The 14,195-nt window shown below is 60.2% G+C and carries 12 protein-coding genes; 6 read left to right on the forward strand and 6 right to left on the reverse strand.

The features are described from left to right. The first annotated feature begins 197 nt into the window (after positions 1-197). Positions 198-1,292, forward strand: a complete 1,095-nt coding sequence (locus tag ACYQ11_RS00350) for a GGDEF domain-containing protein (RefSeq protein WP_459921743.1) — start codon at positions 198-200, stop codon at positions 1,290-1,292. A gap of 7 nt (positions 1,293-1,299) precedes the next feature. Further along, positions 1,300-2,412 carry a GGDEF domain-containing protein gene (locus tag ACYQ11_RS00355; protein ID WP_459921744.1) on the forward strand — a complete coding sequence of 371 codons (1,113 nt, stop codon included), beginning with the start codon at positions 1,300-1,302 and terminating at the stop codon, positions 2,410-2,412. Positions 2,413-2,533: 121 nt separating this feature from the next. Here ACYQ11_RS00355 and ACYQ11_RS00360 read toward each other — a convergent pair whose 3' ends face one another. Next, positions 2,534-3,817, reverse strand: coding sequence for a peptidase U32 family protein (locus tag ACYQ11_RS00360; RefSeq protein ID WP_459921745.1), 1,284 nt, complete (start codon positions 3,815-3,817; stop codon positions 2,534-2,536). 138 nt (positions 3,818-3,955) lie between these two features. Here ACYQ11_RS00360 and ACYQ11_RS00365 point away from each other — a divergent pair, with 138 nt between their 5' ends. Further along, positions 3,956-4,342 (forward strand): nucleotide pyrophosphohydrolase, encoded by a 387-nt coding sequence (locus ACYQ11_RS00365; RefSeq protein ID WP_459921746.1) that lies wholly within the window; start codon positions 3,956-3,958, stop codon positions 4,340-4,342. On the opposite strand, the gene ACYQ11_RS00370 is transcribed toward ACYQ11_RS00365, so the two are convergent. The 4 genes from ACYQ11_RS00370 to ACYQ11_RS00385 all read right to left on the reverse strand — a co-directional run bounded on the left by ACYQ11_RS00370 (position 4,285) and on the right by ACYQ11_RS00385 (position 7,738). Next, positions 4,285-4,833 (reverse strand): GNAT family N-acetyltransferase, encoded by a 549-nt coding sequence (locus ACYQ11_RS00370; RefSeq protein ID WP_459921747.1) that lies wholly within the window; start codon positions 4,831-4,833, stop codon positions 4,285-4,287. The genes ACYQ11_RS00365 and ACYQ11_RS00370 overlap by 58 nt on opposite strands. Before the next feature lie 17 nt (positions 4,834-4,850). Then, entirely contained in the window at positions 4,851-6,620 is a 1,770-nt protein-coding gene (locus ACYQ11_RS00375) for an ATP-binding protein (protein ID WP_459921748.1), read from the reverse strand. Beyond that, positions 6,617-7,312 (reverse strand): response regulator, encoded by a 696-nt coding sequence (locus ACYQ11_RS00380; RefSeq protein WP_459921749.1) that lies wholly within the window; start codon positions 7,310-7,312, stop codon positions 6,617-6,619. Before ACYQ11_RS00380 ends, ACYQ11_RS00375 begins: the two co-directional genes overlap by 4 nt. 201 nt (positions 7,313-7,513) lie before the next feature. Further along, positions 7,514-7,738 carry a hypothetical protein gene (locus tag ACYQ11_RS00385; protein ID WP_459921750.1) on the reverse strand — a complete coding sequence of 75 codons (225 nt, stop codon included), beginning with the start codon at positions 7,736-7,738 and terminating at the stop codon, positions 7,514-7,516. Between the two features lie 330 nt (positions 7,739-8,068). Here ACYQ11_RS00385 and ACYQ11_RS00390 point away from each other — a divergent pair, with 330 nt between their 5' ends. After that, positions 8,069-9,958 (forward strand): peptidylprolyl isomerase, encoded by a 1,890-nt coding sequence (locus ACYQ11_RS00390; RefSeq protein WP_459921751.1) that lies wholly within the window; start codon positions 8,069-8,071, stop codon positions 9,956-9,958. Positions 9,959-10,102: 144 nt separating this feature from the next. Beyond that, a complete protein-coding gene (locus tag ACYQ11_RS00395; RefSeq protein WP_459921752.1) occupies positions 10,103-10,357 on the forward strand; it encodes a hypothetical protein in 255 nt (84 codons plus the stop codon). Between the two features lie 18 nt (positions 10,358-10,375). On the opposite strand, the gene ACYQ11_RS00400 is transcribed toward ACYQ11_RS00395, so the two are convergent. Next, on the reverse strand, positions 10,376-11,044 hold the full coding sequence (locus tag ACYQ11_RS00400; RefSeq protein WP_459921753.1) for a DUF47 domain-containing protein: 669 nt from the start codon (positions 11,042-11,044) through the stop codon (positions 10,376-10,378). Between the two features lie 246 nt (positions 11,045-11,290). On the opposite strand from ACYQ11_RS00400, the gene ACYQ11_RS00405 reads away from it, so the two are divergent. Further along, on the forward strand, positions 11,291-14,164 hold the full coding sequence (locus ACYQ11_RS00405) for a M16 family metallopeptidase (RefSeq protein ID WP_459921754.1): 2,874 nt from the start codon (positions 11,291-11,293) through the stop codon (positions 14,162-14,164). Positions 14,165-14,195: the final 31 nt, after the last annotated feature.

Raw genomic sequence — 14,195 nt, forward strand, 5'->3', positions numbered from 1 at the left:
GTCACGGGAAACAAACAACGGTTCCAGACAGTTAGCGTTTCAGGTCAGGGGAGCGGACGGCGTGCCGGGGCCAACTGTTTTCACGAAGGGCGGCGTTATCTCACATTCGTCATGGGAAAACGGCAGGCCTTTTGCTATGATACGTCATGAATCCGGACGGGCGGCGCGTTTTCGGAGATGATTCACGGCGAGGTGACATGGTCAAACTTTTTCCACCCAATGATCACAATCAGACCCTGAGGATCAAGCGGTTTTTTATCGCCTTCGCATCCTACCTGATGTGGCTGGGCCTGGCGGCCCTGTTTTATGTCCAGGGTATCACCCGGCTTACCGGAAAGGCCTTCACCGTGGCCGTGGTCACGGTGATCGTGGTCAACATTCTGATCTACGCCGTCTTTCGCACCGGGCTCAACAAACGATTCAAGGACCCCAGTCTGACCCTGTTCCAGATGATTCTGGCCACCATCTGGGCCATGGTGGTGGTGTATTACACCGACACGGCCCGGAGTCTGGTTCTCATGCTGTACCTGGTGGTATTCGTGTTCGGCCTGTTTCGCCTGCGGGTCCGTCAGTTCATGGCTCTGTCCCTGTTCGCCGTGCTCAGCTACGGCCTGGTCCTGCTGCTCCTGTTTGTCCGCCATCCCGAGGCCGTCGACCGGCGCCTGGATCTGCTGAGCATCGTGGTGCTGGCCACGGTGCTGCCCTGGTTCTCCCTGGTGGGCGGCTACATTACCCATCTGCGCAAGCAGGTGTCCGCCGCCCTGTGCACCATCGAGCGTCTGGCCATCATCGACGACCTGACCCAGGTGTTCAACCGGCGTCAGATGTACAGCATTCTCGAGCAGCAGAAAGCCCTGGGCGATCGGGGCATCCATCCTTTTTCCATCTGCATCTTCGATCTGGATCATTTCAAGACCGTCAACGACACCTACGGTCATGTGGCCGGTGACATCATCCTCAAGACCGTGGCCCAGGAGGTTCACAAGAATCTGCGGGATATCGATCATATCGCCCGTTACGGCGGCGAGGAGTTCATTCTGATCCTGACCAATTCGGGAAGCCGGGAAGCCATGATTTGCGCCAAACGCATCCGGGTCATGGTTCGTGAAATGCGTTTTGAATCCATGCCCGAGGACTTCCGGATCACCATCTCCGTCGGGGTGACCAAATACCAGCCCACCGAGCCGATCCAGAGCGCCATCAACCGGGCCGACACCGCCCTGTACCGGGCCAAGGCGGGCGGCCGGGACCGGGTGGAATACGAGCCCCTGGGCGGCCTGGAACCGGTATGAGGCGTCCATGACCCTTAGACAACCCTGGACATTCCTGTCTGCGGATGCGGATCAGGCCCTGATCATCAAACGCTTTCTGATGGCCGTCGGCTCCTATCTGATGTGGGTGATGTTGGTCTGCGTCTGCGTGATGCAGGGGTTTACCCGGTTTTCCTACCGTGGGGTACTGGTTTTTTGTCTGGCGGTGATCCTGATCAATGCGGGCTTCTATGCCGTCATTCGCTCCGGCCTCAACAAGCGGTTCAAGGACCCAAGTCTGACCATGGCCCAGATGGTTCTGGCCACCTTCTGCATCATGGTCTGTTTGTACAATGCCGGTGAGGTCCGCAGCTCCATGCTGCTGCTCTATTTTGTGGTCTTCGTGTTCGGCGTGTTTCGCCTGAGGGTCCGGCAGTTTCTTCTTCTGTCCTTGTTCGCGCTCAGCAACTACGCCCTGGTGGCCTATCTGCTCTACCGGTTCCACCCCCAGGAGATCGATGTCCGCCTGGAACTGATCAATCTTCTGTTCCTGGCCACGGTTCTGCCCTGGTTTTCCCTGGTGGGCGGCTACATCACCAAATTGAGAAGCACCCTGGCCAGAGCCCTGGACACCATCGAGACCCTGGCCGTCACCGATGAACTGACCCAGGTCTTCAACCGGCGCCGTCTTCTGGAGATTCTCAAGGACCAGAAAGCCCAGTGTGACCGGGCCGGCAAGCCTTTTTCCATCTGCATCTTCGATCTGGACCATTTCAAGGCCGTCAACGACAGCTTCGGCCACGAAACCGGAGACATCGTCCTCAAGACCCTGGCCGGCGCCATTCGCCGGAACATCAGGGACATCGACTGCATCGCCCGGTACGGGGGAGAGGAATTCGTTCTCGTTCTGGGCAGTACGGACAAGGCGGAGGCGTTTCTTCTGGCCGAGCGTATCCGGGAGATGGTTGAAATGCTTCGCTTCGAGGGCCTGGGGGATCTGTCGGTCACCATCTCCATGGGCCTTGCCGTCTATCGGCCCCAGGAGGATTTCCAGCAGACCCTGAACCGGGCGGACACGGCCCTGTACCGGGCCAAGGCAACCGGTCGGAACCGGGTGGAATTTGAACAAAAGACCGAATCCCGCCAGCTTTATCTATTCTGACGGTTTCGTAAAACGTCCGATATCTGCGTTACGCGTCATCCCTCGTCACTGCGGCGTACCCGAAGTACGCCTCATTCCTTGGGCTTCGCAAGTCTTGATCTCGAACAGTTTACGAAACCATCTATTCTGACATGTCGGGAGCCTTCGGAAGACGGCCCCGTTCGGGGTCGGCGTAGGAGATTTCCTCGGCATGGCGGATCAGGTCCCGGGGGGCGTAGTCCCGGGACAAGGTCACGGTCACCCGGGTGTTGGGCTGGGCGCAGTCGGTGGGCCGTCCGTGTTTGTCGACCATGGCGAGCACCGTGTCCCTGACCGCCGGACCTTTGCGGCAAAGCACCTCCACGGCGTCCCCGAGACGGATCCGGTTGCGCACCTCGACGTTCATCCGGCCGGGGCCGGTATTCTCCAGGATTTTTCCCACGAAACGATGGATGGTTCCGGGCCGGTCGTCCCGGTAATTGGGCCGGATGTCATCGGGGTGGCCGAAGTAGAACCCCGTGCAGTATTCCCGGCTGTTGATGCGGGACAGCTCTTCGCGCCATTCGGGCCGGGGTGCCCATCGGTCCGGATTGTCGTAGTAGGCGTCGATGGCCTCCCGGTAAACCTTGACCGCCGAGGCCAGGTAGTTGATGCCCTTCATCCGCCCCTCGATTTTCAGCGAATCGATTCCGGCCCCGATCAGCGAAGGGATGTGGTCGATCATGCACAGATCCTTGGAATTGAATATGTACGATCCGCGGCGGTCTTCCATGAAGGGATGGACCGCGTCCGGCCGCTGTTCCTCGATGACCGCGTATTTCCAGCGGCAGGGGTGGCTGCACTGCCCCCGGTTGCTGTCCCGGTCGGTCAGAAAGCTGCTGAGCAGGCATCGGCCCGAATAGGAGATGCACATGGCCCCGTGGACGAAGGTTTCGATTTCGATGGATGTTCCCTCGGCGATGGTGCGGATGTCGGACAGCGGCAGCTCCCGGGCGAGGTTCACCCGAGTGACACCCTGGGTTTCCCAGAACCTGCAGGCGTTGATGTTGGTGGTGTTGGCCTGGGTGCTCAGGTGGATGTCGATATGGGGGATGAGGGCCCGGGCCAGGGTCAGGATGCCGGGATCGGCGATGATCACGGCGTCGGGCCCGATGCGTCCAAGATCCCGCAGGTAGGCGGAAAGGGCCTCCTGCTCGTCGTTGCGTGAATAGATGTTGCAGGCCACGTAGACCCGGACATCCTTGCTGTGGGCCAGGTCCACCGCCGCTTTCAGTTCCTCGAGGCTGAAATTCCCCGAAAAATTGCGTAAGGAAAAATCCTTGCCCGCCAGGTAGACGGCGTCGGCGCCGTAGTGAAGGGCGATGGCCAGTTTTTCCGGATTGCCGGCCGGGGCCAGCAGTTCGACGCGTCGTTGGTATCGGTTCATAATCCCATCCGCCTTTACGAGTTCATCAACGCCGATGATGTATCAAAGGGGGTGAGTATTTGCAATGATTTGTGATACGCTGCTCAAGACGGCCCGGGTGAACGGGCGGACATCGAAACCGGCAGGAAGGAGAAGCACATGGACGATCTGGGCGTGGGCGAGTATCAGAGGTATGTCGATCAGTGGGTGAACACCGTTGGGGTCCGCTATTTTTCAGAGCTGACCAACCTGGGCATCCTGATGGAGGAGGTGGGCGAACTGGCCCGGCTGATGACAAGGATTTACGGGGACCAGAGCTTCAAACCCGGCGAAACGGATCGGGACCTGGGAGATGAACTGGCCGATGTGCTGTTCGTTGCCGTGTGCATCGCCAATCAGACCGGTGTCGATCTGGCCCCGGCCCTCCGCCGGAACCTCGAGAAGAAGACGAGGCGGGACAAAGACCGCCACCGGAACAACCCCAAGCTTCATGCCCCTTCGGACGGGCCGTCAGAGGGCGACGATCGGCTGCCGGGTCGGAATTGAAAATCCAAACGTCCCAAGGCGTTGCGGCCGGTATGGCGGGCGCCGACAGCGTCCATCAGACGACGGGCCCGGACATTGTCAGGGTCGATGTCGGCGAAGAGCTCATGATCGCCGGCCAGGGCCCGCAGTCCCCGAAGCGCTTCGGCAGCATAGCCCCGCCCCCGGTCGTCCGGGCCCAGAAATCCGCCGATATGCAGGCAGAGGTTTGGAAACCGGTGGATCACGATCAGGCCCAACGGCCTGCCGTCCTCCCTGCGGCAGATCATCAGGAAGCAGTAGTTGCGACGGCCGAACACCCCCTCGAACCAGAGCCGCCCTTCATCCGGACCGGTCAGATCCGTCAGGTACATGTAAATGGAACGATCCTTGAACACCCCCTCGATCCAGGGTCGGTCCGCCTCATCGACGGGGCGCAGCGTCAGCCGAAAGGTGGCGTGGGGTTTTGCAAAGGGCCTTTTCCAGGCATTGTCCGTATAAAGGTTGACGGCCATGACAATCACCTCTGTCCTCAGGCGGGCAGCGTCAGGGTGAAGACGCTGCCCCGGCCGACGGTGCTCTCGACGGCCGCATCGCCCTTGTGGGCCAGCATGATGTGCTTGACGATGGCCAGGCCCAGGCCCGTACCGCCCAACTGGCGGCTCCGGGCCTGATCGGTGCGGTAAAACCGTTCGAAGAGCCTGGGCAGATGCCGGCGTTCGATACCGGGGCCGGTGTCGGCCACACGGATCGCCGCCCGTTGGTCGATCCGCTCGGCGCAGACCGTGACCGTGCTGTCGGGCCGGCAGTATTTGACCGCATTGTCCAGAAGGTTGATCACGGCCTGTTCGATCATCAGCCGGTCCATGGGGGCGGAAAGGTCCCGGTCGGCGGTGATTTCGATCCGGACGCCCTTGGTTTCGGCCTGGGTCTTGACGGCGGCGGCGGCCGTTTCCAGCACGGGATAAAGGGGGGTGCGGGTGAGGAACAGGTCGTCCGGGTGGTCCGTTTCAATGCGGGACAGCGTCAGAAGATCTTCGATGATGGCCATCAGCCGGTTGACGTTTTTTTCGATGATTCCCAGAAAATGCCGCTGCTTGTCCGACGGCATCTGGCCGTCGGTCATCAGGGTCTCCACAAAGCCCCGGATGGCGGTCAGGGGGGTTTTGATTTCATGGGACACGTTGGCCGCGAAATCCCGACGCATGGTTTCAAGGCGGCGCAGCTGGGTGACGTCGGTAAACACAATCAGGGTGCCCGCCCGCCGGTTTTCGTCATCAAGCAGACAGGCGGTCCGCACATGAAGGGTCCGATGGCCTGCCCCGTCAAAGGCCACATCCTCTTCCCCGTAATCCTGAAGGTCGACCGCCCGTTTCACCAGGTCCAGAAAGCCGATGTTCCGGACGATTTCCGACAGGGCCCGCCCCGGGCAGGTCTGGGCGTCGGCCCTGAAAAACCGGGCGGCGGCATCGTTGATGCTGATCAGGGTCTCGTCGCCGTCGACGGCCATCACCCCTTCGGCCATCCCGGAAAGCACGGCTTCAAGCTTGTTTTTCTGGATGGTCTCGTTTTTGATCCGTTCATCGAGCCGCCCGGCCATGGTGTTCATCGCTTCGGCCAGTCCGGCCAGTTCCAGGGAATCCGGAACGAACAGGCGGTACTTCAGGTCCCCGCGCTCAAAGTGTCTCACGCCCTCGGTCATTTCTTCGACGGGCCGGGTCACCCGCCGGGAGACAAAGAGGCTGACCAGCGCGGCGAGCAGGGCCGTAAAGACCCCCACGGTGATGATGCTCCACCTGATGCGTCTGACCTCCGACGCGATGGAGGACAGGGGCACCGAGGCCCGAAGCGCCGCCGGGATATCCTTGCCGCTCCAGACGGGAACGGCAACATACATCATGTTTTGGTTGAGGGTGCCGCTGAAACGGACCGAGGTGCCGGTTTTACCCGAAAGAGCCTGAATGATTTCGGGCCGGTCGTCGTGCCGGTCCATCACCGCCGGGTCCTCCATCGTGTCCCCGATGACCTGCCCCGTGGGGAGAACGACCGTCAGGCGGGTGTCGGCCTCCCTGCCCGATGCCTTGCAGGCCGCGTTCACGCCGGCGTAATCCCCGCTTTCGATCAGGCCCGCGATCCGGCCCGTGAACAGGTTCGCCCGGGCTTCGAGATCCTGGGCGTACTGTTGGTGGAAGAATGACGACACCGAGGTGAGGGTAAAAAGGCTCACGGCCAGAAGGGCCACCAACGTAATGAACAGATAGGATGGATAAAGCTGCCGCAGCAGTCGTTTGCGCGTTTTCATGCGATGTCCCTGAACCGGTAGCCGATGCCTCGGACGGTTTCAATCCATGGGCCGCAAGGGCCGAGTTTTTTTCGAAGACCCACCACCAGAACATCCACGCTGCGGTCGGTCACGGCGTAATTTTCCCCGTGGATGGCGTCGACGATCTGGTTGCGGGTAAATACCCAGCCGGGTCTGCGGCAGAGGAGAAGCAGAAGCTGAAATTCCGAATAGGTCAGATCCACGGACCGATCCGTGACCACAACCTGCCGGCGTCCCGGGTGAACAACCATCTCGCCCAGATCGATCACGTCTCCGGTCTGTCGGGGCTCATCGGCGGACCGTCGTCGCAGCAGTGCCTTGACCCGGGCGATCAGGATTTTCGGGCTGAAGGGCTTGGTCACATAGTCGTCGGCGCCCATCTCGAGTCCGGTCACCACGTCGGCCTCTTCGCCTTTGGCGGTGAGCATCAGGATGGGGATATCCGCAGACGCCTTGTCGCGCTTCAGTTCCCGGGTGACGTCCAGTCCGCCGAGGCCCGGCAGCATCAGGTCGAGCACCATCAGATCGGGGGGCTCGGACCGTGCCGCCGTAAGGGCCTTCTCGCCGGTTTCGACACAGCGCACCCGGAATCCTTCCCGCATGAGGTTGTAACTGACCAGTTCGAGGATGTCTTCCTCGTCATCCACCACAAGAATATATTTTTCCGACATGGGTTTCCTTTTGTCAATGGGGGGTGCCGTCCCCTCGTTTTATAGATCGTTCGTCCGTTTCATTCAACAAAAAAGGATAGTTGCGGCATGTTAGGATTTGATGAGCAAATGATGAGAATTGTGTAAACGGCCGTTATGGCGTGAAAAACCGGTGTGAGGCCGGGCCGGGTCGGCCCGGGCCCCGGCCGGATGCTCAGGCGGTCACAGCTCGTCGTTGAGGCGGGGGAAGATGATTTTGGAAATCACGTCCATCAGGCTGCGGCGCCGGTCTCCCACGCATCGTTTCTCCACATGGTCTCCTGCGCCCGGGGGGGCGTCCAGGCGGGCTGAACGGCGGTCCGTTCCCCGCCTCCGCCATTTGAGATTATCGAATACGGAAGACGGGTCCTGTCCGGATCGTGCCGGATCATTGCAAATCTTGTGCATAGTCTGCCTCCTTGGTTGGGGTGCATACGGGGTCGCCCGGTTGACGGGGTCGGGGCCGAAACGGAGAGAGAGGGAAACCACCCGGATTTTCAGCGGCGGAAAGGTGTTCAGGGACATGCGCGGCACAGAAACAAGTGACGGGGAAAAGGAAGACCCCCATGGTTTTCCTAAACTATACCCCGTCCGGGCTTTCATATCAAGATTTTTGCCCGAAAGTATTGACAAAAAAACAGGTTGGAAATAGGTTGGAACTCCTGTAGAGTTCGCTTTCGCCATGCGACAACCATGGAATTCATCAACATCTATCAAATAAGGACAAAGGCAGGGTCAATGCTTAGCTTAATGCGTGAAAATGCAGGCTCTTGGATTATCAAGATTCTTCTGGCCGTGGTGGTGCTCGTCTTCATTTTTCTGGGTATCGGCCCCGATCGGAGAGGCGACCAGAACGTTGCGGCCGAGGTCAACAAGACCGTGATTACCGTCGATGATTTCAAAATGGCCTACAACAATGTTCTTCAGGCCTACCGAAACCAGTTCGGCGACAACCTGAACGACGAATTCATCAAAATGCTGAACCTGAAGGCCAACACCCTGGAAAGTTTGATTGATCGTCAGTTGATTCTCGAGGAGGCCGACCGCTTCGGGATTCAGGCCACCGACGACGAGGTGCGGAATCTCATCCGGGGTATCACCGTGTTTCAGGAAAACGGAAGGTTCGATCCCGATCGTTACAGCAGCTACATCCGCTACAGTCGACAGACGCCGGAATACTTCGAGGCCATGCAGCGCCGGGACCTTGTGATCAAAAAATTTCAGGGCCTCATTTCCGATACGGTCCCGGTGTCCGACGATGAGATCCGGGCCTTCTATGTCTGGGAAAAAACCGGGGTCCGCGTCGGCCATGTCCGTTTTGACAGCGACGCGATCGAGGGCATTGCCCCGACCGACGACGAGATTCTCGCCTTTTACGAAAAACAGGCCGACAACTATCGGTCCGAACCCCAAGTCCGGGCCCGTTACCTGTGCTTCGATCCGGACGATTACCGGGCATCCGTCACCGTATCCGACGACGAGATCACGGCTTTTTACACCGCCAACCAGGAAAAATACGACCGGCCCAAAACCGTCAGCGCCCGCCACATTCTGATCCGGGTCGATGAAAACGCCCCGGAGGAGACCGTCGAGGAAAAACGTCTGGCCGCCCTGAACGTGTATAACATGGCCGTCAAAGGCGGACAGGACTTCGCCGAACTGGCCCGGACCTACTCCGAGGACAGCTCCAAAGATCAGGGCGGCGCCCTGGGAACCTTCGATCGGAACCGGATGGTTCAGCCTTTCTCGGACAAGGCCTTTTCCATGAAGGCCGGAGACATCAGCGAACCTGTGAGAACACGGTTCGGCTGGCATGTGATCAAGGTCGAAGCGGTCAACGAGGCCCGCCGGCAGCCCCTTGACGAGGTTCGCGCTGAGATCGAAACCCGTCTGGCCCGGCAGAAAGCCGAAAATCAGGCTTACGACCAGGTGGATCTGATCTACGACGCCGTTTTATCCGGCAGCACCATGGATCAGGCGGCCCAGACGGCCTCGCTGCCCCTGATCAACAGTGGTCTTTTTACCGAAACCGCCGGGCCCGCCGGTGTGGACGCCGCCGTCCGCAGCCGATTTACCAAGGCGGCCTTTGAGCTTGCGGAAAACGGCATCAGCGATATTCTGGATCTGGACGGCCGCTACTACATTCTTCAAATCGCCGAAAAGAAAGGGGCGGAGATTCAACCCCTCGACGCCGTCAAAGACCGGGTTGCCGCCGATCTGATCCGGACGATGAAAGACGAACGGGCCAAGGGGGACGCCGCCGCTCTGATCGCCGCCGTCCGTGACGGGAAAACCACCCTGGCCGATCAGGCCGGTTATGAGGAAACCCCGGTTTTCACACGGGACAGCCGGGGAACCGACGCCGGGATTGAAAGCGCCGTGGTTCGCGCCGCCTTTGCCTTGAGCACCGAAACGCCCCTCTCCGCCGAACCCGTCAACGTGACCGGGGGCTATGCCGTGATCCGCCTGATCGATCGGACACCGCCGGATCAATCGGTTCCGGCCGAAGAGATGGAGCGCATCCGTGCGGATCTGGGACGAAAAAAACAGGCCCAGGCGCTGCAGCGATGGGTCGATCAGCTCAAGGCACGCAGTACCGTCAAACGAAACGAACATCTGCTTGATTAAAAAAACGTTGCCCGGCGCATCGTTAAAGGCTATTCTTCACCATACGCCCCGGCTCCCCAGGGCCGGGGCGTTCCTTGCCCCACACGTGGAACGTTTTCCCGGACACCCCCGGATCACCGCAACCCATGGATGAAGCGTGAACGTATGCACGAATTCGAGCATGACAAACAGGTTACCCAGAAATTCAAACGATGCCCGTACTGCTACACCCACCTCCGCCTGGACGCCACCCATTGTCTGGAATGCCGAAAGAAAGTGGGCAAGGTCGACAACGTGGGCCTTGCCAAAAAGCCGTTCAACATCAAGGCCTATCTGGCGGCGATTCTCTGGATCATCCTTTTCGCGGTGTACATCTGGAAAATATTTATCGAGAGGCTGATGTCGGAGGGCGGATCGTAATAAGGCCCGGGCCGCGGGTCAGGCGGCCAGGAGAGCCCGGATCAGGTCCGCCGAATCATCGGCCCGACTGGAAATCGACGCCAGAATTTCGGTCAGTCGGATCAGGTGGAACAGGGTGATCGGGTTATCGGTGGTGGAAAAGATCTTGCGTTTCAGTCGTTCTTCAAGCCGCCGTGTTTCCTGGTCCATGGACGAAATGCCCTCGAGGGCTTTGAGAACCTGGGACCGGTGTTTGGCCGAGGGTTTTTTGAAGTGTTTGCGGACGCCGGGAATCAGCTTGACCAGTTCTTCAATGGGATCGATCACCGAATCGAACAGAAGAAAAAAATCCTTTTCCAGGGCATCGGGAACCCGAAATCCCTTCTGGAAGGACATCCACTCCAGCGCCGCCTCCAGGGACTCGACGATACGCGACTGATCTTTCAAAAGGCGGAGCCAGAGATAGGCCTGCATGCTTGTCCGGGGTTTTCCCGGCACGCCGGACCGGATCCGGCCTTCCTGGGCATGGGCCTCCTTGGCCAGTCGGATCACATCCTGCCGAAAATCCTCGAACGACTCACAACGGTGGTTCTGGAAACATTCCAGGGCCTGCTGAAATGCCCAGGTGCATTCCTTGATTTTTTTGGTGTGATCCTCGATCTGGTCAAGGGGTGTTCGTTTGTTTTTGGATATCAATGGGATACGCATGTGGCCTCCTGGGTGTCACGACCCCTTTCCATGGGAATCGATTCTCCGGCTGATAGCACGACGCGATCGCCAAGGCAACAAAATAAACTCGGCCGGGTGATGATTTCCCTTAGGGTTTGATCCGGCCTGTGGTACATTGGTGGTCACCGATAAACCGAGGGGTGGCCCGCGGCGACGGAGGTTTCGCGTCCGACGCGCCGGAAACCGTCCCGATTCGACAACCCCGAGTGACCTTCTGGAGAGATCATGCATCGCATCCCACCCCGAAACACGATTGCATCATGGACCATCCGTGCGTTTTTCCCACTCATTCTGATTTTATGGCTCACCGCCTGCCGTACCCCGGGGATGCGGCCCGATGCCGTCTGCCGGGATCGTTTCCGTGATGATCCCGCGTTGCTTCAGGGGACTCTGGAAAACGGACTCCGTTATGTGATCAGGGCCAACCGGGAGCCCCGGAATCGTGTGAGCATGCATCTGGTGGTGCCGGCCGGATCCATTCACGAAACGGACGACGAGAGGGGGCTGGCCCATTATCTCGAACACATGATGTTCAACGGCAGCCGCAATTTTCCTCCGGGCGAACTGGTCCGGTATTTTCAGAGCATCGGCATGCACTTCGGCGCCGACGCCAACGCCCATACCGGTTTTTATGAAACCGTTTACGATGTGCTGCTGCCCGGAGGAACCCGGGAGGATCTTTCCGGCGGACTGCGGGTCCTGAGGGATTACGCCGACGGCGCCCTGCTCCTGCCCTCCGAAATCGACCGCGAGCGCCAGGTGATTCTGGCGGAAAAACGCGATCGGGATTCGGCCGATTACCGGACCTTCGAAGCCACCCTGGCCTTTGAACTGCCGGATATGCGTCTTTCAAGCCGTCTGCCCATCGGTGATGAGACGGTGATCGTCTCCGCAGACCGGACCCGGCTCAACGGGTTCTACCGGACCTGGTACCGCCCCGATCGCATGATTCTGGTGGTGGTGGGGGACGTGGACACGACCCTCGTCCGGTCGGCCGTCGACGAGGCCTTTGCATCCCTGGCTCCCCCGGCGGCCCCGTTTCCCGCCGACCCGGATCCCGGCCGGCTTCGTCATGAGGGTATCCGGCCCTTTTATCATTTTGAGAAAGAAAGCGGTAAAACCACCGTGGCCCTGGAGGTTCTGACCCAAACGGCGTTTGAGGCGGACAGTTTCGACCGGCGTCGGGATCGTCTGGTGGCCCGGCTGGCCGACCGCATGGTTCAAAACCGGCTGGACGCCCTGACCCGCCGGCCGGGCAGCCCCGCCACCTCGGCCTCCGTCGGTTCCGGCACCTTCCTTCGCCATGTGCGCTACGGCAATATTTCGGCGGAATGCGGACCGGAAAACTGGCGGGACGCCCTGGTCTTTATCGAGCAGACCCTGCGGCAGGCGCTTGAATACGGGTTTACGGATCAGGAGCTCGATCGGGTCCGGCAAAATCTGCTGGCCGAGATGGAGCAGGAGGTCAAATCCGCCGACACGCGCAACAGCAGCACCCTCAGCAGCCGGATTATCCGGGCCCTGGTCAACCGGGAAACGGTGCTCAGTCCCGAGGATAATCTGGCCCTGTTCGGCCCCGTTCTCGAAGCGGTGACCCTGGCCGAGGTCAACGGGCGGTTCCGCACGACCTGGACACCCGATCACCGCCTTATTCTGGTTACCGGCAACGCCGATCTGACCGGATCGGCGGAGCCGGAGCAGATGATCCGGTCGGTCTATGACGCCGGGCGGGCACAACCGGTCGGGCCGCGGCCGGATGAGGCCGGGGTCACGTTTCCCTACCTCGACGAACCCGCCGCCAAAGGCGCCGTCGTGTCGCGGGAGGACCTGACCGACCTGGGCATCACCCGGGTCGTTTTCGACAACGGGGTGGTTCTGAATCTCAAGCAAACCGACTTTGAGGCCCATCGTTTCCTGTTCCGGCTGATCATCGGCGGGGGCAAGGCCGATGAACCCACGGACAAACCCGGCCTGGCCTCTCTTGCCATGAACCTGATCAACGAAAGCGGGTTCGGAGCCCTGGACAAGGAGGACCTGAAACGGGCCCTGACCGGAAAAACCAGCCGGATGAGCTTTTCCGTGGCCGAAGACAGCTTCGTTTTGTCGGGAGTCGGGGTGCCGGGGGAAACCGACCTGGTGTTTCAGCTGCTGCGGACCCAGCTGCTCGATCCGGGCTTCGATGAGGACGCCTATCGTCTGACCATGGAACGGATGGCCCAGAACTACGAGGAAATGGAAACCACCGTCGAGGGTATGGACGACATGAAGGGCGGGGCCTTTCTGGCCGGGGGCGATCCGCGGTTCGGGCTGCCTCCCTTTGAACGGTATCGGTCCAACACCGTGGACGATGTCAGGGCCTGGGTGGGCCGGTCCTTTGAACAGGACCTGCCGGAATTGTCCCTGGTGGGGGATTTTGATCCGGACAGGGTCATCGATCTGGCGGCCCGGTATCTGGGCAGCCTGACCCGGGAGCAGCGGAACGCTTCCCGGCCCGGCGACGGTTCCTCGGCTCTGCCCCGTCTGCCCCGGGGCCGGTCCGAAACCTTTTTTGTCAATACCGTGATTCCCAAAGGCCTCGTCAAGGTCTGCTATGCCACCGACGACTTCTGGGATATCGGCCGGACACGTCGTCTGTCGGTTCTTGCAGCCGTTTTTTCCGACAGGCTGAGGAACCGGATCCGTGAGGAACTGGGCGCGGCCTATTCGCCCTATGCCTACAATCTGTCCAGCATCGCCTTCCCCGGATACGGGGTGTTCCAGGCGGTGGTGACCCTTGATCCCGAAAAGGCCGATGCGGTGATCGCCGCGATCCGGGCCATCGCCGACGACCTGGCCGCCCGGGGTATCTCCGACGATGAACTCCGGCGGGCCGTGGATCCCATCCTGACCAGCATCCGGGACATGCGGCGCACCAACGGTTACTGGCTGAACAGCGTGCTTTCCGGATCGGGCCGGCATCCCGTCCGGCTTTCCTGGGCACGGACCATCGAGCAGGATTATGCCGCCGTCACCACAGGCGACATTCATGCCCTGGCCGGGCGTTACCTGGACAATGAGGGGGCCGCCTGTCTTCGGATTATGCCGGGGCCTGCACGGTGAACGTTTCCGAGGGTTGAAAACGAATTTTCAC

It is taken from the genome of Desulfatiferula olefinivorans, assembly GCF_054657895.1.

Coding starts and splice junctions, on each gene's coding strand:
- ACYQ11_RS00350 (WP_459921743.1), top strand. CDS start 198: ATGGTCAAACTTTTTCCACCCAATGATCACAATCAGACCCTGAGGATC.
- ACYQ11_RS00355 (WP_459921744.1), top strand. CDS start 1,300: ATGACCCTTAGACAACCCTGGACATTCCTGTCTGCGGATGCGGATCAG.
- ACYQ11_RS00360 (WP_459921745.1), bottom strand. CDS start 3,817: ATGAACCGATACCAACGACGCGTCGAACTGCTGGCCCCGGCCGGCAAT.
- ACYQ11_RS00365 (WP_459921746.1), top strand. CDS start 3,956: ATGGACGATCTGGGCGTGGGCGAGTATCAGAGGTATGTCGATCAGTGG.
- ACYQ11_RS00370 (WP_459921747.1), bottom strand. CDS start 4,833: ATGGCCGTCAACCTTTATACGGACAATGCCTGGAAAAGGCCCTTTGCA.
- ACYQ11_RS00375 (WP_459921748.1), bottom strand. CDS start 6,620: ATGAAAACGCGCAAACGACTGCTGCGGCAGCTTTATCCATCCTATCTG.
- ACYQ11_RS00380 (WP_459921749.1), bottom strand. CDS start 7,312: ATGTCGGAAAAATATATTCTTGTGGTGGATGACGAGGAAGACATCCTC.
- ACYQ11_RS00385 (WP_459921750.1), bottom strand. CDS start 7,738: ATGCACAAGATTTGCAATGATCCGGCACGATCCGGACAGGACCCGTCT.
- ACYQ11_RS00390 (WP_459921751.1), top strand. CDS start 8,069: ATGCTTAGCTTAATGCGTGAAAATGCAGGCTCTTGGATTATCAAGATT.
- ACYQ11_RS00395 (WP_459921752.1), top strand. CDS start 10,103: ATGCACGAATTCGAGCATGACAAACAGGTTACCCAGAAATTCAAACGA.
- ACYQ11_RS00400 (WP_459921753.1), bottom strand. CDS start 11,044: ATGCGTATCCCATTGATATCCAAAAACAAACGAACACCCCTTGACCAG.
- ACYQ11_RS00405 (WP_459921754.1), top strand. CDS start 11,291: ATGCATCGCATCCCACCCCGAAACACGATTGCATCATGGACCATCCGT.